This window comes from Chitinophagales bacterium, from assembly GCA_041392475.1.
GTDB lineage: Bacteria > Bacteroidota > Bacteroidia > Chitinophagales > UBA2359 > JAUHXA01.
In genome coordinates, this window is record JAWKLZ010000003.1 from 1,627,805 (window position 1) to 1,647,178 (window position 19,374).

At 36.0% G+C, this 19,374-nt stretch carries 20 protein-coding genes; 9 read left to right on the forward strand and 11 right to left on the reverse strand.

What is annotated here, in order from left to right; genetic code table 11:
• Positions 1-122 precede the first annotated feature (122 nt).
• From R3E32_29325 to R3E32_29340, 4 genes are all read left to right on the forward strand, one after another.
• Positions 123-749: a hypothetical protein gene (locus R3E32_29325; protein ID MEZ4888864.1), complete on the forward strand. Its 627-nt coding sequence runs from the start codon at positions 123-125 to the stop codon at positions 747-749.
• A gap of 239 nt (positions 750-988) precedes the next feature.
• Positions 989-2,146: a UDP-4-amino-4,6-dideoxy-N-acetyl-beta-L-altrosamine transaminase gene (gene pseC, locus R3E32_29330; protein MEZ4888865.1), complete on the forward strand. Its 1,158-nt coding sequence runs from the start codon at positions 989-991 to the stop codon at positions 2,144-2,146.
• Between the two features lie 19 nt (positions 2,147-2,165).
• Positions 2,166-3,014, forward strand: coding sequence for a glycosyltransferase family protein (locus tag R3E32_29335; protein ID MEZ4888866.1), 849 nt, complete (start codon positions 2,166-2,168; stop codon positions 3,012-3,014).
• A 154-nt stretch (positions 3,015-3,168) separates the two neighbouring features.
• On the forward strand, positions 3,169-4,245 hold the full coding sequence (locus tag R3E32_29340; GenBank protein ID MEZ4888867.1) for a hypothetical protein: 1,077 nt from the start codon (positions 3,169-3,171) through the stop codon (positions 4,243-4,245).
• 86 nt (positions 4,246-4,331) lie between these two features.
• Here the strand turns inward: R3E32_29340 and R3E32_29345 are convergent, their stop codons facing one another.
• Both R3E32_29345 and R3E32_29350 read right to left on the reverse strand, forming a co-directional pair.
• Positions 4,332-5,207, reverse strand: coding sequence for a MoxR family ATPase (locus R3E32_29345; GenBank protein ID MEZ4888868.1), 876 nt, complete (start codon positions 5,205-5,207; stop codon positions 4,332-4,334).
• A 103-nt stretch (positions 5,208-5,310) separates the two neighbouring features.
• Positions 5,311-6,075, reverse strand: a complete 765-nt coding sequence (locus tag R3E32_29350) for a hypothetical protein (GenBank protein ID MEZ4888869.1) — start codon at positions 6,073-6,075, stop codon at positions 5,311-5,313.
• A gap of 89 nt (positions 6,076-6,164) precedes the next feature.
• Between R3E32_29350 and R3E32_29355 the strand changes: the two genes are divergently transcribed.
• Positions 6,165-7,094: a UDP-3-O-(3-hydroxymyristoyl)glucosamine N-acyltransferase gene (locus tag R3E32_29355; GenBank protein MEZ4888870.1), complete on the forward strand. Its 930-nt coding sequence runs from the start codon at positions 6,165-6,167 to the stop codon at positions 7,092-7,094.
• Between the two features lie 52 nt (positions 7,095-7,146).
• On the forward strand, positions 7,147-7,659 hold the full coding sequence (locus tag R3E32_29360; protein MEZ4888871.1) for an FKBP-type peptidyl-prolyl cis-trans isomerase: 513 nt from the start codon (positions 7,147-7,149) through the stop codon (positions 7,657-7,659).
• A gap of 205 nt (positions 7,660-7,864) precedes the next feature.
• Here R3E32_29360 and R3E32_29365 read toward each other — a convergent pair whose 3' ends face one another.
• The 5 genes from R3E32_29365 to R3E32_29385 all read right to left on the reverse strand — a co-directional run bounded on the left by R3E32_29365 (position 7,865) and on the right by R3E32_29385 (position 14,868).
• Complete coding sequence (locus R3E32_29365; protein ID MEZ4888872.1) at positions 7,865-9,346, reverse strand: hypothetical protein; 1,482 nt, start codon at positions 9,344-9,346, stop codon at positions 7,865-7,867.
• A 16-nt stretch (positions 9,347-9,362) separates the two neighbouring features.
• The gene (locus R3E32_29370; protein ID MEZ4888873.1) at positions 9,363-11,075 is read right to left on the reverse strand and encodes a hypothetical protein; all 1,713 of its coding nucleotides are present in this window, start codon (positions 11,073-11,075) and stop codon (positions 9,363-9,365) included.
• 90 nt (positions 11,076-11,165) lie between these two features.
• Complete coding sequence (locus R3E32_29375) at positions 11,166-11,861, reverse strand: sulfotransferase family 2 domain-containing protein (GenBank protein ID MEZ4888874.1); 696 nt, start codon at positions 11,859-11,861, stop codon at positions 11,166-11,168.
• Positions 11,862-11,933: 72 nt separating this feature from the next.
• Positions 11,934-13,970, reverse strand: coding sequence for a glycosyltransferase (locus R3E32_29380; GenBank protein ID MEZ4888875.1), 2,037 nt, complete (start codon positions 13,968-13,970; stop codon positions 11,934-11,936).
• Positions 13,971-13,974: 4 nt separating this feature from the next.
• Positions 13,975-14,868, reverse strand: a complete 894-nt coding sequence (locus tag R3E32_29385; GenBank protein MEZ4888876.1) for a sulfotransferase domain-containing protein — start codon at positions 14,866-14,868, stop codon at positions 13,975-13,977.
• A gap of 206 nt (positions 14,869-15,074) precedes the next feature.
• Here R3E32_29385 and R3E32_29390 point away from each other — a divergent pair, with 206 nt between their 5' ends.
• Positions 15,075-15,758, forward strand: a complete 684-nt coding sequence (locus tag R3E32_29390; protein MEZ4888877.1) for a sulfotransferase family 2 domain-containing protein — start codon at positions 15,075-15,077, stop codon at positions 15,756-15,758.
• Positions 15,759-15,789: 31 nt separating this feature from the next.
• Here R3E32_29390 and R3E32_29395 read toward each other — a convergent pair whose 3' ends face one another.
• The 3 genes from R3E32_29395 to R3E32_29405 all read right to left on the reverse strand — a co-directional run bounded on the left by R3E32_29395 (position 15,790) and on the right by R3E32_29405 (position 17,102).
• Positions 15,790-16,440, reverse strand: coding sequence for a sulfotransferase family 2 domain-containing protein (locus R3E32_29395; protein ID MEZ4888878.1), 651 nt, complete (start codon positions 16,438-16,440; stop codon positions 15,790-15,792).
• 12 nt (positions 16,441-16,452) lie between these two features.
• The gene (locus tag R3E32_29400) at positions 16,453-16,749 is read right to left on the reverse strand and encodes a hypothetical protein (GenBank protein ID MEZ4888879.1); all 297 of its coding nucleotides are present in this window, start codon (positions 16,747-16,749) and stop codon (positions 16,453-16,455) included.
• 119 nt (positions 16,750-16,868) lie between these two features.
• Positions 16,869-17,102 carry a hypothetical protein gene (locus R3E32_29405; protein MEZ4888880.1) on the reverse strand — a complete coding sequence of 78 codons (234 nt, stop codon included), beginning with the start codon at positions 17,100-17,102 and terminating at the stop codon, positions 16,869-16,871.
• A 166-nt stretch (positions 17,103-17,268) separates the two neighbouring features.
• On the opposite strand from R3E32_29405, the gene R3E32_29410 reads away from it, so the two are divergent.
• Both R3E32_29410 and R3E32_29415 read left to right on the forward strand, forming a co-directional pair.
• On the forward strand, positions 17,269-18,363 hold the full coding sequence (locus R3E32_29410; protein ID MEZ4888881.1) for a glycosyltransferase family 1 protein: 1,095 nt from the start codon (positions 17,269-17,271) through the stop codon (positions 18,361-18,363).
• Between the two features lie 6 nt (positions 18,364-18,369).
• The gene (locus R3E32_29415; protein MEZ4888882.1) at positions 18,370-19,188 is read left to right on the forward strand and encodes a glycosyltransferase family 2 protein; all 819 of its coding nucleotides are present in this window, start codon (positions 18,370-18,372) and stop codon (positions 19,186-19,188) included.
• Here R3E32_29415 and R3E32_29420 read toward each other — a convergent pair.
• Positions 19,189-19,374 (reverse strand): hypothetical protein (locus tag R3E32_29420; GenBank protein MEZ4888883.1); only part of this gene is annotated, 186 nt, incomplete at its 5' end.

The window sequence follows — 19,374 nt, forward strand, 5'->3', positions numbered from 1 at the left end:
TTAATCCGTACTTTCAATAAAGTTGAAAACAAATCTTATCTTTTTGAAGTTGATACAAAAAATGAATAGTTCATTTTGTATCAACTTTTTTAATTTTTACTGAAAAAAAACCACATATAGCTATGTTAAAAGACATCATTGAAGTAGTAAAGAAAAAAGCATCTGAATACTACAAAAAAGATACAGATGTGCCGAATGAAAAAGCAGATGAAACAGCTGAGGCAACAGGGGAATCTATTTTTGAAGCCTTGAAAACGAATGTATTGGAAGGTGACTTCAAAGGCGTGAAAGAAGTGCTTTCAGGCGTGAAAAAAGAAGATTTGAAGGACTTGCCGATTGTGAAAAACATCATCGCTCGTACCAGCAAAAAAATGCAGGAAAAGGGTGTGGACAAGGAGACGGCTGATAAAGCCGCAGAAGGTGCTGTTCCTGAGGCATTAGAGCAAGTATCTGAAAAGTATGCTTCTGAAAAAGAGGAAGATGCTCACTTTAGCCTCAAAGGTTTGATTGAGAAAGTTTCTCAAGAAGAAGGCCGCACTGAATTATTGGCTGCTGCAAAAGAAAAACTGGGCGAAATGGGAATTCAGTTGGGGGATTTGGGTGATAAAGTAGGAGATCAGCTGGAAGACCTAAGCGAAAAAATGAGCGATCAATTTGGTGATGTTGGTGAAAAACTGGAAGACATCGGAGGAAAAATTGGTAGCGCATTGGGTGGACTTTTCGGCAAAAAGAAAAAAGATGAAGAATAGATAGTCTTGTTTTACAGATTACAAACTCTTTGTTGGTTACAATAATAATACTATTAGCCTGCCTTATCAGAATAAGGCAGGCTTTTTTGATAGTTGGATAAAGCAGAAATATTCAATTTAAAAGGATTGGTTTTCTTGTGCTTAGACTGCTTATTTTGCCTTACCTTTGAACGTTTAAAGTACTTAGGTTTACCCAATTTGAATGAAAAAGGTTTTAATATACCAAAGTTAGTACAACTATGACAAAAAAATATATCCCTTATGGTCGGCAAGAAATCACACAGGCCGATTTAGATGCTGTTGCCGCTTCACTTCAATCTGATTATCTCACACAAGGGCCACGCATCCAAGAATTTGAAGAGGCTTTGGCAGCTAAGTTGGGTGCAAAATATGCAGTGGTGTTCAATTCTGCAACATCGGCTTTGCATGGTGGCTGTTTTGCATTGGGTTTGGGCGAAGGAGATGAGGTCATTACCACGCCCAATACTTTTGTGGCTACCTCCAACGCTGCCTTGTATGTTGGTGCGATACCCGTTTTTGCAGACATTGAAGCCGATACTGGCAATATAGATGTGGCGAATATTGAAGCCCTCATTAGCCCCAAAACCAAATTGATTGTTCCTGTACATTATGCAGGACATCCTGTTGATTTAGAAGCAATTCGTAAGATTGCAGACAGGCATAATTTGTATGTGATGGAGGATGCTTGTCATGCGCCTGGTGCTATGTATAAAAATACACAGATTGGAGATTGTGCTTTTTCGGATATGGTTTCGTTTAGTTTTCACCCCGTCAAGCACATTGCAGCAGGGGAGGGCGGTGCTATCTTAACGAATCGAGAGGATTTGTATGAAAAACTATTGGTTTTTCGAACACATGGCATTACTAAAAAAAATATGCGCCGCAATGATTTGGGCGATTGGTATTTTGAAATGCACGTTTTGGGCTACAATTATCGTTTGACAGATATGCAAGCAGCTTTGGGTTTGTCACAATTGCAGCGTTTAGATGAATCGGTTGAGAAAAGACGCAAAATTGCCGATTTTTATTTTGAAGCATTTGCTGATAACCCCTATTTCGACCTGCCTCCAGAGCGAGATTACGCCAAAAACTCCTACCATCTTTTTCCCATTCGCCTCAAAAATCCTTACAATGCTCAAAAAACAGCTATATTTGGAGCATTGCGTGAGAATGGAATAGGAGTTCAAACGCATTATATTCCTGCTTATACACATCCTTATTATCAAGATTTGGGTTATCCGATGGGTCTGTGTCCTGTTTGCGAAGATTTTTATGAGCGAGAGATTAGTATTCCGATGTATCCTTCTTTGTCAGACCAAGATTTGGCATTTGTGGTAACGCAAATTTTTGCTACCCTTCAATGTTTTGAAAGCTAAAAAATACCCATCATTGAATATGAAAATTACTGCCATCATACAAGCAAGAAGCACTTCGAGTCGTTTGCCCAACAAAGTACTTTTGCCGCTACCCTTCAATGGTCAAACGACTGTTTTAGAGCAAGTCGTGCGTCGAGCCAGATGTTCCAAAAGATTGGATGAAGTCCTAATCGCCACAACAATCAATGCTTCAGATGATGCCATTGTTGAGCTTTGTGAGCAAAAAGGCATTCCGTATTTTAGAGGTAGTGAAGAAAACGTATTGGAGCGTTATTATTTGGCTGCCAAGAGTATAGGTACAGATTATGTAGTGCGAATTACGAGTGATTGTCCTTGTATGGATGCTGAGGTGATTGATAGGGTCATTGACAATCATTTTGAAACAAAAGCAGATTTCACTTCCAATGCTACTGAACGCACCTTTCCGTATGGTATAGACTTGAGTATTTTTAGCTTCAAAATGCTGGAGGAAGCATATCAAAATGCACAGCATAGGTATGAAAAGGAACATGTGACTACTTATTTTTACAAAACACGCCCTGATAAATTTCGATTAAATGTCGTCAAAGCGACAAAAGATACATATGCTCCTGATATTCGAGTAACATTGGACACACAGGAAGACTATACACTGCTCTGTATCGTATATGATTATTTATACTCAAATAACCCGTTTTTTGACATTCATGATATTTTAGGACTATTTGAAGAAAAACCTTGGCTGAAAGGAGTAAATAATAAGGTGCATCAAAAATTGGCACATAAAAATTTAGAGAGTGAATTAGAGGAAGTGAAAGTGTATTGTAAACAACAGGATTTAGAAAAAGCCTTACATTTTATTACAATGAATAGTGCCAATGATGAATAAGACAATTTACGAAACCCTAAAATAAGTAAAAAGACATAATAGAGAGATATTTGTCAGAAGCGTATTCTTTGTTTCTGAACATATTCAAATTAATTGTCTCTTAGATTAATGCTGTCCAATTACTTAGCCCTAATAAACCTTATAACCCACATCTATGAACAATCATTTGATTAATGTTTATTTTCGTGTAGATGCCAATCGCCAGATAGGTACAGGACATCTTGTTCGCTGCCAAATAATGGCAGAGAAGATGAAAAAGATTGGTATGAAATGTACTTTTTTATTATACAAGACACCTACTTTTTACGAGCTACAATTGAAGGATAAAGGCTTTGAAGTAATATATATGTCTATGCTTGTTGCTAAATATGCTGAACGAATGGTGCATTTGATACACAATCAAAGCCTTTACCCACACAATCTTCTTGTAATTGATAGCGATGAGGAAGCATATTATACCGCAGAATTTCAGGAAAAAATAAGAGCGAATGGCATCAAATTGATGATGATTGCCTTCAAACATCGAGAACCTTTTTTTTCAGATATTGTACATAACCAAAATATATTAGCATTAGAATATCAGTACAAAACTGCGCCTTATACCAAATGTCTATTAGGAACAGGATATGTGATTTTGAAAGAAGTTTACAAAACAATGAACCTAACTGCTCAAAATAAGGACTACCACAATCTCAAAATATTGTTAATTAATTTTGGAGGAGCCGACAGAAGCAATCAGACATATAAAGCACTGAAAGGAGTATATGAATCGGGTATTTATTTTGAGAGAATTGTGATAGTAGTGGGGATTTTATACCTTCCTGTTGAGGAACTTAGAGTACTGATTAGAGAGTATGATCAGAACAATACAAGCCTTCATATAAATACAGATAGAATGCCACAATTTCAATTGATGGCTGATTTAGCGATTACATCTGGAGGTCTAACTGCTTGGGAATTGGCATGTTTGGGAACTCCTAATTTTGTTATTCCTACTTCCTACAGAGAGATGGAATCTGCCTTATTAATGCACAAAAAAGATTTGGTGTATTATATAGGACAGGCTGATATGATAAAGGAAGAGGAAATCGCTCAACAGTTAAACTCAATTGTAGAGGATTTTCCACATCGCCAACAAATGGCTAGGCGTTTTCACGATATGGTTGCTCCCAATGGTTGTGATAAAGTAATACAAGAAGTCAGTAAGCTATTTTATGCTAAATCTGATTGAGAACGCTTTTGACTTAGCTTATTCATCGGATGAATCACAGAAAATTTATTTAACGCATAATCTTGGGTAAAGGCTCAAGTTACCAATTAGTTATACCGCTGTTTTACCTTCTCCATATCTGCCTTGGTTTTTACCAATACGCCAATTCCATCTTTTGCCTCCAATTTGGCGATTGCCTCATTGTGGTCGAAGGTATTCAAATATTTGAGCCAATTGAGCAATTCTCTAGTAGAAGGTGAACGCTCTAAACCCAAATGTCGAAACTGGTAGAATAGCTGCAATGCCCTTTCTATCAAGGTATTGTTTATTGTCGGAAAGTGTTTCAATACGATTTCACGCATCAAATCAGGTGTAGGAAACGAAATGTAATGGTAAATACAGCGACCTTTGAAAGCGGTAGGTAATTCTTGTTCTCTGTTGCTTGTGATTACGATGGCAGGCATATCCTCTTCATTCACTTCAATGACTCGACCCGATTCTGGCAATACAAATTTTCGATGACTCAAAGCATAAAGTAAGTCGTTGGGAAATTCACGAGGAGCTTTGTCTATTTCATCAATCAATAACACTGAGTTGTGATGCGTATATGCCATTGCAGCAGGGCCAAGTAATACATAGTCATCCATTTTTTCGGTACTTCTGCCGCCAGTGCTTAGTTTTTTGTCGAGACCCTTTTCTTCCCTCTGGGCATTCAATACTTCAATCTGTGAATCTCGAAGGTATTTTACATGGTCAAATTTAGCAACAAATTGATCAACAGTGCTTTTGGAACCAACAGGATAGACAAACAAATCCAAGCCCAAACTTTTGGCGAACTGCAAAGGTAGCTCTGTCTTACCTGTACCAGGCTCTCCTTCAATAAGTAAGGGCATTCCCAAAACACGAGCTATGTGAAATGCCTGTGCTAATTCAGTATCACATAAATAAAGGTCAGAACCTGTCCAAATAGTTGTATTTGCCATATTTCTAAAACAAAATGATTGATATGCTTAAAAAAAACAAAAGCCCTGAAAATCAAATATTGAGATTTTCAGGGCTGCAAAAATAGCTAAAATTTGCTTTTAATTAGGATTTTTGTACTAAAATGTGACTGCTCAAATGATGAACAGGGAAAAAATACTTCAGCAATTCTTCAACAACACCGTGTTCTGTACTAGATTTTCCAATCTGACCAAACCAACCTGCAATACCTGATTTGCGAATAATGTATTCACCCAATTTGTTTCTGCGAGCAATCACCGTTGAAGTTCCTTTCTGATGGGTTACTTCAAATAATTTTGCAGCCGCACCCGTATTGAGTTGAATAAATCCTTTGTGACATTCAGTTTTTAAATCCTGATAAGGTTCATGAAAGTGCTGCATGAGAAGTTTTTTGTCCCATTCGCTCCTATCATCGCAGATATGAACAAATTCAAAAGGAAGGCGGTCAATTAACGGATATATCTGATTATTAGAAGCATTATAAATAGCATTTTCAGAAGTGCAACTAATCATACCAATTGTACCATTGAAGATAATGGGGTTTTCACAAAGTTCTAACAGCACAAAATAACCATCGTAAAGTGTATTTGGCCGTTGTTCACTCAAAAACCAATTCAATTCTGATTGAATCAACAACCGTTTTTTGTCACTCCAATCCAATTGACGTAGTTCTTTGTGAGAATTGACAATCGTGAAACCAGCTTCGTGCAATATTTGGTTTCGTTTAATCCCATCATTCAAAGCAAGGACAATATGAGAAAAAGATTCAGTAGATTTGACCATAGCGTGTGGATTAATTTTTGAAGGAATTGGCTTACTTTTGCCGAGAGTAGTGAGTAAGGGCTTCAAGAGTGAAATGAATGTATTTCAGACTAAGATAGTCATATAAGCTTGCCTAATTTAACATTTTTTTTTCAGACTGCAAAATATTAAACGCAATGAAGTTAGGTCATATTGTATCTTTAAATACCTTGAAACAAATCATAGATGTGAGTATTATTGAAGGTGAAGCAGATAGTATAGACGGCATCAATGAAATACATAAGGTTTCGGAAGGAGATGTAACTTTTGTGGATCATCCAAAATATTATCAGAAAGCCCTTCAATCGGCTGCAACTGTGGTGATTATTGACCGAGCAGATGTGCCCAATCCGCTAAACCGTACCTTGTTGTTGTCGAAAGATCCTTTTGCGGATTATGTGAAATTGGTACAACATTTCTGCCCATTTATACCCATGACTTCAAATATAAGTTCTACTGCAACGATTGGCGATGGAACTATTTTGCAGCCCAATGTGACGATTGGAAACGATGTGACGATTGGGAAAAACTGCGTAATTCACCCAAATGTAGTGATTTATGACCATGCAATTATTGGTGACAATGTGGTGATTCATGCTAATACAACCATTGGGGCCGATGCATTTTACTACAAAAACCGAGGTACTCATTTTGACCGAATGACCTCTTGTGGAAGGGTCGTTATTGAAGATTTTGTAGAAGTTGGCGCAAATTGTACGATTGACAAAGGAGTGTCAGGTGATACGGTGATTGGCGAACACACCAAAATAGACAATCTCACGCACATTGCACATGGAGTGATCATCGGTAAGAGGTGTTTGATTGCAGCTCAGGTGGGCATTGCAGGAAAAACAACGATTGAAGATGAGGTGACGATTTGGGGACAAGTAGGTATTTCGAAGGATTTGACGATTGGCAAAAAGGCGGTTATTTCTGCAAAATCAGGTGTATCGAAATCTTTGGAAGGCGGCAAATGGTATTTTGGAGTTCCTGCGAGAGAGGGCAAAAAGGCGCATCGTGAACTGGCAGCTTTGCGGATGCTGCCCGATTTTTTGAAAAAGAAATAATGCTATCTTTGCGGCTTTATTTATTTTTAGATGATTAAAAAATAGTAATAATATGGTCATTATGAAGGATAAGGCTGTTACCGTTTCCTATGTATTGAGAAATGGCAATGCTGCGGGTGAGTTAATTGAACAAACAACTCCTGAAGATCCACTTGCTTTCTTGTTTGGAGCGGGTGGAATGATTCCAGATTTTGAAGCCAATTTATTGGGATTGGAAGAAGGTAATACTTTTGCTTTTGAGATTAAAAATGATCGTGCATATGGCGAAATAGACCCAAGTGCAGTGGTGGATTTACCCATCGAAACGTTTGTTTTTGATGGCGAATTGGCTAGGGATATGCTAGTAATTGGTAAAATGATTCCGATGCGAAACGATGAAAATCAATTGATTCATGGAAAGATTGTAGAAGTGAATGAGGTGGAAGGTAAGGTGATTATGGACTTCAATCATCCATTGGCAGGAATTGATTTGTATTTTACAGGCGAAGTATTGGGGGTTAGGGCTGCAACGGCTGAAGAACTCGCTCATGGTCATATTCATGGCCCTGGTGGACATCATCATTGATTGAATGATGAATGAGAATAAAAATAAAAAGTGCTTCAAATTAAGGTGATTAATAATTGATGAGATTCTGAACAATGTATTGGAAATAAGCACATTGTATTTTGGGATTGTCGAATTTAATACTTTTGAAGCAAAGAACCCAAAACTTGAACTATTGGCGAAAGTTTTGGGTTTTTTAATTGTAGTTTGGTTATTTTTGAGAATTTCATTTAATCCTAAACAAAGCTATTTCTCCCGTATTTACAATCAATCCTTGGTCTGCAAAAACAGCATTGACCACTTTTCCATCGCTGTTTCTTTTAATTGTTCTGTTGGTAGCCAATAGTTCAACTGCGGGGTTGTCGTATAAGGTATTGAGCAATTGGGTAAATTTTGTGGTCAATGTTTTTTCGGGTGTTAAATCATTGACTGCCATGTTTAGGTCAATCACAATATACTGATAACCTGATGCCTTGAGGACTTCTATGATTTTTTGTTTTGTTTTGAAGCGATTCACCAGCTTCTGGAAGTTTTCCAAAAAAGTATCATTTAATACACGCTTGTCATTCTTTTTGATAAAATAATTCATGTTTGTGCCTACTCGATAGACCAAAGATTGATCCTCTCGGTTGATGATTTCTTGTATTTCATAGTGCAAAGGGAAATGATAACCCATCAGTTTTTTTTGATTTATTTTACCTGTTTGGTATTCCATAATAGGCGGAATGTAAATGTATTTTGCCCTTTCTTTATTGACAGGATTGTAATTAGAGGCTCTGAAAGTGAATGCCATCAATAACCAAACTGCAAAACAAAACAACAACATACTACTTTTGAAAACCGAAGGAGAAAGGTTGTTTAGATTCAAAGAAAATGGCTGCTGTCCAGTACTTGACTGCAATGCTTTTACCAAGAAAATATAGGGCACACAAAACAAAAGAAGTCCATACCAAGCTGCGCCTGAACCCAATATCCACCACAAAAACAAATACACCATCAAAAACAAGGCAAATGTTTTGGTTCTTTTTGGATGTTTTTGAAGGCGTATCATGACCATTACCAAAAGTGCTGCAAAAAGAAGCATCAATAGGGGATAGGTAATTCCGTCCTGTTGTCCAGAGATGGAAGTAAATACTTTGTGAATCGGTGTATATAGATACATGGCAGATTGATTGATTGTCTTACTGCTGCTTGCCAAAAAATCCGTTTCGGGAAGTGTTGTTAGGTGTATCAAACCTTGTTTTGGGTTATAAAGTTGATGTTTGTTGAGGTAAGCACTCGATATAGAAACAATCAGTAGCAGTGAATATAAACCTATCATGGCGAGGTTCAAGCCCGTTTGATAGCGTGTTTTTCGTTGGCGGTTATTTGTTTGAGGGAACAGGAACAGCATCGGCAGAAGGAGCAATAGCAGAAAACCGACATCTGTAAAAAATATACTTACATTGGAATTGATAGATACATCGTAGGGTATCGAAAGATAACGAGCGAGGAGAAGTTCATAACCCATGAATTTATGAAGGTCTTCTCTTACTGCTGCTGTTGAAGCAACATTCTCCGTCTTCTGACCTTGTTTTAAAGGCATTTTATACATGCCTGGAATAATTACTTCATTTGGCTCTTGTGCTACGGATAAGCATTGCAGACTGCACAAGACAACAAGCAATATCCATTTTTTGAATTTAAAATTGATAGTAAATTTCAACATAGAGTCAATGAATGATTTATTTATAAACTTTTTTCCATTTTTTTTCCATCACATTGAGGTTGATAGTTGGATCTGTTTTTTTACCGTTCAACAATGCTTCGGTAGAAAAATTCTTAGTTTCCGACCAATTTTTTCCAAACCAAGGCAATACGGGAAGTAAAAAAAACATGGATAGAATAATAGACATCTGAACAAGTTTGATTAAGAGTCGTTTTCGCTTCAAAGCCATGTAAACGATTAGCCCTAAACCCAACAATAAAAAAGTCCACTGCAATAAGGCTACATGTTGGTGGAATTGTCGAAGCTGTGCTTGTGCATCCAATTGCAGTAAAAAAGTCGTTCCCATTGTTAGAAAAACGGCTGTCAAAAAAGCTCCCAAACCTCCTTTGGCATACCATATCACCGTCATTAAGGCAAAGAGAACAAACAAAGCAGTTAATTTTATTCCAAAGGCAAATCCTGCAAAAATGCCCATCCATACAATGAGCCGATTTTCTATAAGAATAGGTGGTATGCGTTTGGAAAAAAAACTTTTCGCTTTGTGTAGAAAGAGGGAAGTAGGTATTTGTTGAAGGTTTGAAGGGGTTGTTGGTGTACCTTTTTTTCTTTTTGAAGTAGTGGAAACTGTTTTTTTTGAAGCGGAAATGAGTTTCTCAGTAGGTGATAACCAATTGACCAATAGTATCAAAATACAAAGGGTGATATAGAGCAATCCCATGTCTATTTTCATGTCCATCTGTGACAGAAAATTGACCATCGGCACCGAAAAATATAACAACAAACATAAGGTAGCATGATTGACATCCAACCATCTGCGACTCAAACGGTACAAGGCCACTAAACTCAAAAAACTACCCAAAAAAGACAATGCCAACACTACATCTACTCTGCCGAATAATACCAAACCCAATGACATAAACAAGGACCAATTGTAGGGTTGATTTCCGTCCACCAAACCTCCATATTGAGCAATCAAAGAAGGTAAATTGACATAGAGATTGATGGAATCGACTCCCAAAGGAAAAGGACGCAATATCTGTGCAAAATCAAATACCAAAAACAGGGCTAAAAACAGAAAGCTGAAAACACCCAAAGCATTGAATCTGTTTGAAATCGGAATGGGACGAAAGAGGGTTTGGTAGATGATTTGTCGGGTTTTTCGCCAATCGAATAATAAAATAAGGGCAAAAATGGGAGCAATAACAAATACATTCAATAGGTGAAATATGCCCAAAAAGAACAACAAAAAAGTCGTGAATACAATGCCGAGGGCTACTTCAATGATGGGCAAATCTTGTTCGGCTATTTTCGGCGGAAATAAAAATGTGAGTATATTTCCCACCTTTCTACAAACCAAACCAACTAAATACACACACAAAGCTACTCCTACAAAATGGCCCAAATGCAAAAATAAGCCTTTTGCACTCAAACTGATGCCTTCTATTTTACTGTAAAAAGTAGCAAGGGTTAGGCTGTCTAACACCAACAGTCCTCCAAAAACGCTCAATCCATTGATGAAATGTAGGGGCAGTTTCCTCTCTTTTGCTTTTTTCAAACCCCAACTGAGTGCTAAGCCAATGAGAAGGAATACAATCAATAAATCGGCATATTGGAAATATTTGAAGGACTGGGCGTAGTAAGGATTGTTGTGATAGTATTCCACAAAAATGACCATTACCCAAAGCAAGGAAAAAAATAAAGCAGTAATTTTGGTGAAGCGTTCGAGCATTTAGAAATCTATTTTTTATCAAAAATCAAGTTAAACGGCTGATAATTAACCTAATATTAATAGATTGTGTTGTTAAAAAAATATAATGTATTAATATTCATAACCCAGTAATTTAATTTCTCTTGCAAAGATGTTCTTGATTAACTCAATAGATTTTTCGTCTAAAACATCTCTGTAATTGTTAACTTTTCTGGTATGAGATTTGGCTTTATATGTAGGTAAAGCCAATGTTTCTTTTAATTGTAAATTTTCTGCAATATCACTGCAGATGCTATTTATGTTCTCATATTTATAAATAGTATCAACTGCTACAATATCATTTATTGTGTAGATATCAAAACTATTAAAGTTGACAAATGTTTCTTTTTCTCTACTTATAAGAAACTCATAAATTCCATTAAATTTTTTGTCTCCACCACTCCAATAATAAAGTGAAACAACTTTATCAAAGGGATTTCTATCTATTGTAAACTTGTAGTAATCATCCCAAACCTGTTTAGACACAAAACGTTTTATTTCACTACAAGGCATATGATTGTAAAATCGCAACATATTCCGCTGAGAAAGGCTTTTGATAAAATCAAATTTACTATACTTATTTATAGGAATTTTATCATTCTGTGCAGTCCTTTGGGAGTATTCTTTCCTTATTATCTCGTCTTTTTGAGATATTGAGGTAATAATATCTTCATTTCCACATATTTTACTCAAAGCAATTTCGATAGAAGTTCCTGCTGTTTTTTTTGTTTTAACAAAAATAAATTTATGTTTATGACTAATAATCATCAGTTACGAACAATTTCATTTGAGTAAAAAATTATGCTAAGTTCAAAAATCTATCTTTGAGATATAGTATTTCTATGAATTATTTGCTTTGTTCTTTTGAATAACCTTCTCGTAAACACACAAAGTTTCCCATGCCATTTTCAGCCACGAAAACTGATAAGACCGTTGTATTGCTTTCTTTTCTAAGTCTTTGCGGTATTCATCATTCAGCAATAATTTTTTCATTTGATTTTTAATATCATCCATATCAGATGGATCAGCAGCAAGTCCTGCCTCACCAATTACTTCTGGCATCGAACTATTGTTTCCATAAATCACCGTAGTACCACAGCTCATCGCTTCGAGAGGAGGCAAGCCGAAGCCTTCATAAAAAGAAACATAGCACAATGCCAGTGCATGAGAATACAATATAGGTAAATCTTCTTCGTCTATAAAACCCGTAAAAAAAATATTCTTGTCTAAAAGATGGTCTTTTTCTAATAGTTCATTATTTTTCCAACCATTCTTACCACATATAAACAAAGATAAATTATACTTCTCGCTTTCGGCTACTAGCTTTTGGAATGCTTTTATGGTATTTAATAAGTTTTTTCTCGGTTCAAGCGTAGATAATGTCAAAAAATAAGGCGTGTTTGGAAGTTGGTATTTTTTTAATATTGCAGCTAATTGGTCTATATTTGCCAATGGTTTGAAGTGATTTCGATTACATGCTTCATGCACAACCGAAACTTGTTCGCTCTTTATAGTTGGATATGTTTTTAGAACATCTTTTTTTGAAGCTTTGGTAACGGCTAAAATGTGCGCTTCTTTCTTGATGGTTTCTTGCATACCTGCTTCAGCATTCAGAATATTTTCTTTGGTGTGAAACTCTGGGAAATACTTGTGGGTAAGGTCATGAACGGTAACCAAAAAATTTTGCTTCACATCCTTGAGATGAAAGAAATTCTGAGGCAATGGAATATGAACCAAATCGTAGTTATCAAATTTAGGTTGATTCTTAAAGTTTTTTCTTTGAATTATATTTTCTCTGTATTTTCGTAGCAAGTAACGAATAGGTAAATTCTTATAGAACCAACTCAAGGATTGATATATGGCAGTAGGTAATGCCTTTTGCACTTTGGTTTTCATTGCTAAAAGACGGGTTTCATAAGGTTGTTGTTGATTTTGAAGTTCGTTATGAACTTCGATTAACTCAACTACTTCTTTTAGCCCTTTCTGTTCTCCTTCTAGTTGTATAATTTTTCCTTCACAGTATAAATCAATTTCCCACTTTGGTTGCAATTTGTCCTGAAGTACAGCTAAATTATCCAGTAATTCGAAAAGATAACGCTTGATACCATCCCTCTCAGGTATAAAAAGTTTATTGGCTTCAATTAACACCCTATAAGGGACAGAAGGCTTTAAGAAGCCTTCATAGGACTTCGGTTTTTTATCTTCATAGCCCATTTCGGTCATCACTTCTCCATGAAGACTCCAAAACAATTGTTCCATTTCGGGAGACATCTCTTCCTTCCAACTACCGACTTTACCTTTGCGGAAAAATTTTTGAATACGCTCTTTTTGCTTTTTTGGATTAGTAGATTTTCTATTCAAACTATATTTTGGTTGCCCAAATTTTAAATCTTCAAAAGAGGGAAGTTTGTCCCTCTTAGGTTGAGGCAAGTCTATTATACTGCGTAGTTTTTCGACTTCTCCAATGGGATCACTTATCAGGTCTTCAAAATGGATAATAACATCTGCTTTCTCTTTCCATTGTCGCACATTTTCTGACCAACCACCAAAAAAACTGCCTTTGGAAGCGATGACTGCTTCCAACAAATTAATTTGAAAGTCGGAATTGGGTTCCATAATATCCTTGCGGTGATGCGCTAGCGAAACCAAGGAATCCCGTCCATCTCTTACCAAATAAACCGATTTTATAGAATCGCCTATTGACTCGACTTGATGGGGCAATAAATGGGTTTTGACGACCTGATACTGATCATAATCCTCCGCAACAGAATAAGCAGTTTGTTGATGAAATTCACTGGACTCAATACCATATACTTCAAATAATACATTGCGAAAAAAAGTGTTGCCTGAACGGGGGAAAGATGCGAGCCAAATCATACGTTTATAGTTCTTTTTTTGTTGGGTTTATTCGTTTTGATAGTTTATAGAGTAATTCAGTTAAATAGCCTTTGACTTCACCATTACTAAGTATAAATTTTTTTTTATATTCGATTGGTAGTCTATCAAAAAAATATTTTGGAAGCCATCTATAATTTTTTGTTTTTTTTTGTCCATATCCCATTTCACTCATCATCTCGCCATGTAAATCCCAAAAAAACTGCTCCATCATAGGAGTCATGTCTTCTTTCCAACTACCCACTTTTCCTTTACGGAAGAGCTTTTGAGTGAGTACTCGTTGCTTCTTTGTATTCGTAATTTTTTTTCCACTACCATATTTTGGTTGTCCAAATTTTAAATCCTCAAAAGAAGGCAGTTTATCTCTTTGAGGGTAAGGCAAGTCAATAATAGTTCGCAGTTTTTCCACTTCTCTAATTGGATTACTAACTAAATCTTTAAAATGGATAATAATATCGGCCTTTTCTTTCCATTGTCGTATATTTTCTGACCAACCACCAAAAAAACTGCCCTCGGCGGCAATGATTGCTTCCAGTAAATTAGTTTGAAAGTTGGAATTAGGTTCAACAATATCCTTGCGGTGATGCGCTAACGAAACCAATGCGTCACGCCCGTCCCTCACCAAATAGACCGACTTTACAGAATCATTCATTGGCTCGACTTGATTAGGTAATAAATGGGTTTTGACGACTTGATATTGAATATAATCTTTAGTACCAGAATTAACTGTTCCTTGATGAAATACGCTGGACTCAATACCATATACCTCAAATAATACATTGCGAAAAAAAGTATTGCCTGAACGGGGAAAAGATGCGAGCCAAATCATACATAATTTATTATTAACTTTGGTAAAAGTTACCAAAACTCTATTTTTCACAAAAATACTATTTTAACAAATCACTATGGTGATATAGTAGGTTTACTTTCTCCAAAAAATTTCCGAAGATGTTTTAAAAATTTAAAAATCAATGCATTAATAGCATTGTTCTCCATAAAACCCAAAACAACAAATTATTTTCTGTAAACTAAATATTAAATCAAATGTCAATATTGAGGTTTTTCAATCAAAAAAAGTAGGAATTAATGGGAAACAACATACAATTGATTTCCTTGCATATACCCAAAACAGCGGGAACTTCTTTTCGCAATACACTAAAGGATATTTACGGAGAAGAAGCAATAATCCAATTAGATATTCATCATAAAAATAATAACATAAAAATTAATGCCCAACGAGCCGACTCTGTAGAGTTGCGCAAAAAACATTTGGTCGTACATGGACATTTTTCACCTTTATCGTTAAAATCTACACTTACTATTACCCCTGATATACCTTACATTACTTGGTTACGCGATCCTGTAGATAGAGTAATCTCTAACTACTACTACTTGGAAAAACGATTGGAGGAAGAACTAATGGAAGAAGCAAAAGGTCTCAATATCTTGAGTAAAATGCAGCGCACACTCCTCGAATTTGCACACGCAGATAAAAATCGCAATCGAATAAGTAAATTTTTAGAAGGCATGTCTTTAGACCAGTTTTTATTTGTTGGAATAACGGAACATTATAGTGAAGATTTAAAAGATTTATCCGAATTATTGGGATGGAAAAATTTTCAGGAATTTCACCACAATATCACTGGGAATTCTCGTAAGAATGTGAGTCAGGAAGACAGAGAAATTATCAGACAACTCAATTTGAAGGATGAAGAATTGTATGCCAAAGCCTTGTCTATGCGTTTGGATAGAAAAAGCGAAGCGATGTAATGATTTGATTTTGTTGATTTCGAGCCTCATTTTATTTAAATGAATAGCCAAATTCTTCGATATCCTTTTTGTAAAAATCCGCCACCAAATCCATTAGGTCTTTTTCGTAATAGTCAAAATAATTATAGACAGGAATACTTTGATTGTGATGTTTCAGTTTTTCATTTACCCCTATTATTTGGCAAATTTTCTGAAAATCTTCTTCAAGGGTTTCAAATCGGCCAATGAAATCCAAATCCACTTCATTATTTTCATTGATTAGCCAATCTTTTTGAGGTGCAAAATTTGCCTTAGCTCTATCTTCAAAGTTTTGATAGCGATGGTTTATCAACTCAAAGCTCCATTTTCTAAATTCATCATGACTAAATTCAGGAACTTGTATTCCTTGCTCTATCTTTTTTCTTCTCTTAAAGCGATAATAGGAAAATAAACGATCCCACGGATTTCTAACAAAGGAAAATTTAAACGCATTATCCCATTTTTCTGCACCTACTAATTGCTGTACTTCTTTGGAGTGATAATGTTTGCTGTAAGAGCTACCTCTCACTTTATTGAAATCTAATGAATGACGAATACTTGTTCCTGCTGTTTTTGTGATGTGAATGAAAATTACATCTTCCCGATTTTTGAGGTAAAAAGGATATTTTGAATCGTAAAAAAAATCAATAATTTTATTAAACATATATTTAGTGTTTCATCTAAAAGAGTAATTAAATGCTTCAATGTCTTTTTTATAAAAATCAGCCACCAAATCTATCAAATCTTTTTCGTAATAGTCAACATAGTTATACACTGGTAAACTCTGATTTTTATGTTTCAATTTATTATTCACTCCTATGATACCACAAATTTTTTGGTAGTCATCTTCAAGTGCTTCAAAGCGACCAAGAAAATCCAAGTCCAATTCATCGTTTTCATTGGTTAAAAAGTCTTTTTGAGTACCAAAACATAGTTTATTCTTAGGAGGTAACTTCTCATAGTGATGTGTCAATAAATCAAAACTCTATTTCCTAAATTCATCTTGACTAAACCGTTTTACTTCTTTTCCACTCTCAATTGCTTTCCTTCGCTCAAAACGGTAATAAGAAAACAAACGATTCCAAGGGTTTTTTACAAAGGAAAATTTAAAGGCTTTGTTCCATTTTTTTTATCAATGAATTGAATGATGTCTTTGGAGCAATTGTGTTTTAGATAAGAGGTGCCTTTCACTTGATTAAAGGGCAGCGATTGACGAATGCTTGTGCCTCCCGTTTTGGTAACATGGATAAAAATGACATCGGTTCGATTTTTAAGAAAAAAAGGGTATTTTGGAGGGTGAAAAAATTGAGTAAATCGATTAAACATATCTGAAATTTTTATTTTTGACAGTGTATTTAATGTCCAAGTGTACAGTTATTCTTTTATAGGTGGACATAGTTCTCATGAATTAAGTCTATTTTATATCAAAAAAAACAGACTCTGTCTATTTAAAAAAAGATTGGCGAATTTACTTAAAATTTAAAATCCTACCATGAAAATTGCCATCATAGCCGACCCATTAGACAATCAATCAGCAGGTATTCATACCTATGTCAAACAATTCATAAATGCTTTGGTCGAACACGACAAGGAAAACGAATACATTCTAATCAGAGAAAAAAAAGATCCAAGCATCTCCTTTCGACAAATTGCCATTCCGAATATTCGATTGCCAATTGGCTTCGCATCCATGCGTTTATTTTTTATTATACCATTGATTTTGAGTTGGTTGCGTGTGGATGTGGTATTGGAACCTGCACATTTTGGTCCTTTCAATCTACCGAAGCGAATCAAGCGCATTACTGTTATCCATGACCTTACACCACTTCTATTTCCACAATTTCATCGTTTTCACAGTCAGTTACTCCAAAGAATTTTTTTGAAGATAATTTTAAAAAAAACGAATCTCATCCTATCCAACTCTCAACACACTACCCAAGATATTACCCAATTTTTCCCGTTTACAAAATCAAAAATTAGCACCATTTTATTGGGAGGAGACTCTGAATTTCGACCAGTAGCCTCCCGTACATATCTTGACAAAAACGAAGTTTCTCAAACCTATTTTTTATTCACAGGCACCATTGAACCCCGCAAGAATTTAACTTTATTGCTCGAAGCCTACCATCAGTTTCGTAAAAGAATTGAAGAGAGAGTTCTGCTTATTATCACAGGCAAAGAAGGCTGGAAAACGACCGATTTTCACCAAAAACTTGAAAAACATGCCTTTCGCCAAGACATTATACTAACAGGCTTTGTGGAAAAGAAAAGCTTGATAGAACTGTATTCCCATTCGCTCGCACTCATTTATCCTTCACTTTATGAAGGTTTTGGTTTGCCAGTTTTGGAAGCATTGTCTTGCCAAACAAATGTAATATGTTCCAACCGCTCCAGTCTTCCAGAAGTTGGTGGAGATGTCGCCTATTATTTTAATCCAGAAAGCGCAGAAGATTTATTGCAGCAAATGATAGTCGTTTATACCAATCCTCAAGCAAATCAAGATAAGCTACTGGCTCAGGCCGAGAAATTCTCTTGGAAAAAATATGCCAATTCTTTTGTACAAGAACTATCACACTTAGGAAAATAACCTTCAATGAATTACACCAGTAACCCCACTGTCAGTGTAGTCATGGCTACTTACAATCGAGGAGTCATGGTCTGCCAAACAATCAAAAATATTTTGGAGCAGGATTACCGTCCACTCGAACTTATAGTGGTCAATGATGGCTCAAAAGATGATACTCAACACCTTTTGGAAGAACTGCAAAAGGCATATTCTTTTGTATTGGTTCAGAATCATCAAAACTTGGGGCTACAAAAATCACTGAACAAAGGGCTGCAACAAGCAACAGGAAAATACATCGCCCGAATAGACGACCACGATACATGGCTCACCAAAGACAAACTCACCAAACAAGTAGCATTCTTGGAAATCCATCCCGAAGTCGGTATAGTTGGAACGGGCTATCAAATAGGCGAAAAAACCATGCTGAACCCACTCACCGACACGGCTATTCGACAGCAAATGTTGTTTCGTTGTCCATTTTGTCATGTTACGATGGTGATGCGATCAGACATTGTGAAGAAACTTGGAGGATATAATGAGAATTTGCCCTACTCCGAAGATTGGGAATTGTGGCTGAGGATTGGTCAGCAGACTCAATTGGCAAATCTTTCGGACATCACCGTAGCTGTCACTGAAGAAGAAGCCTCGTTGTCCAGCGATTTTTTCTTGAAACAACTTCCACTCAATAGCCGCATCGTCCAAAAGCATCTGAAAAACTATCCCAATGGCTTCAAAGCCCGTATTTACCATTCTTTCCTTCAATCCTTTTTTACCTTGTTTCCTCTCAATGGCAGGGTTCACCGAGGGATGCAGAGAGTTTTTAGCCTGTTGTTTTTAAGAGGATAATCAATCGTCAATCTTCATCAAATCAATGCCTACCTTATTTAAAAACCGTCCTAGTGATTTAATTATTTTGGGAATAAAATAGAATTTAGAATCAATACTTAGGTTGTACAACCACTTCAATACGAAACCTATAACACCTCCAAGTCCTCTTTCGGGGTAAAAAGTAGCGTCTGCTTTTTTGTAAGA

Bases quoted from the DNA above. Each gene is read 5' to 3' on its own strand.
- R3E32_29325 (MEZ4888864.1), top strand. From the start codon at position 123: ATGTTAAAAGACATCATTGAAGTAGTAAAGAAAAAAGCATCTGAATAC.
- pseC (MEZ4888865.1), top strand. From the start codon at position 989: ATGACAAAAAAATATATCCCTTATGGTCGGCAAGAAATCACACAGGCC.
- R3E32_29335 (MEZ4888866.1), top strand. From the start codon at position 2,166: ATGAAAATTACTGCCATCATACAAGCAAGAAGCACTTCGAGTCGTTTG.
- R3E32_29340 (MEZ4888867.1), top strand. From the start codon at position 3,169: ATGAACAATCATTTGATTAATGTTTATTTTCGTGTAGATGCCAATCGC.
- R3E32_29345 (MEZ4888868.1), bottom strand. From the start codon at position 5,207: ATGGCAAATACAACTATTTGGACAGGTTCTGACCTTTATTTATGTGAT.
- R3E32_29355 (MEZ4888870.1), top strand. From the start codon at position 6,165: ATGAAGTTAGGTCATATTGTATCTTTAAATACCTTGAAACAAATCATA.
- R3E32_29360 (MEZ4888871.1), top strand. From the start codon at position 7,147: ATGGTCATTATGAAGGATAAGGCTGTTACCGTTTCCTATGTATTGAGA.
- R3E32_29365 (MEZ4888872.1), bottom strand. From the start codon at position 9,346: ATGTTGAAATTTACTATCAATTTTAAATTCAAAAAATGGATATTGCTT.
- R3E32_29370 (MEZ4888873.1), bottom strand. From the start codon at position 11,075: ATGCTCGAACGCTTCACCAAAATTACTGCTTTATTTTTTTCCTTGCTT.
- R3E32_29375 (MEZ4888874.1), bottom strand. From the start codon at position 11,861: ATGATTATTAGTCATAAACATAAATTTATTTTTGTTAAAACAAAAAAA.
- R3E32_29380 (MEZ4888875.1), bottom strand. From the start codon at position 13,970: ATGATTTGGCTCGCATCTTTCCCCCGTTCAGGCAACACTTTTTTTCGC.
- R3E32_29390 (MEZ4888877.1), top strand. From the start codon at position 15,075: ATGGGAAACAACATACAATTGATTTCCTTGCATATACCCAAAACAGCG.
- R3E32_29395 (MEZ4888878.1), bottom strand. From the start codon at position 16,440: ATGTTTAATAAAATTATTGATTTTTTTTACGATTCAAAATATCCTTTT.
- R3E32_29405 (MEZ4888880.1), bottom strand. From the start codon at position 17,102: ATGTTTAATCGATTTACTCAATTTTTTCACCCTCCAAAATACCCTTTT.
- R3E32_29410 (MEZ4888881.1), top strand. From the start codon at position 17,269: ATGAAAATTGCCATCATAGCCGACCCATTAGACAATCAATCAGCAGGT.
- R3E32_29415 (MEZ4888882.1), top strand. From the start codon at position 18,370: ATGAATTACACCAGTAACCCCACTGTCAGTGTAGTCATGGCTACTTAC.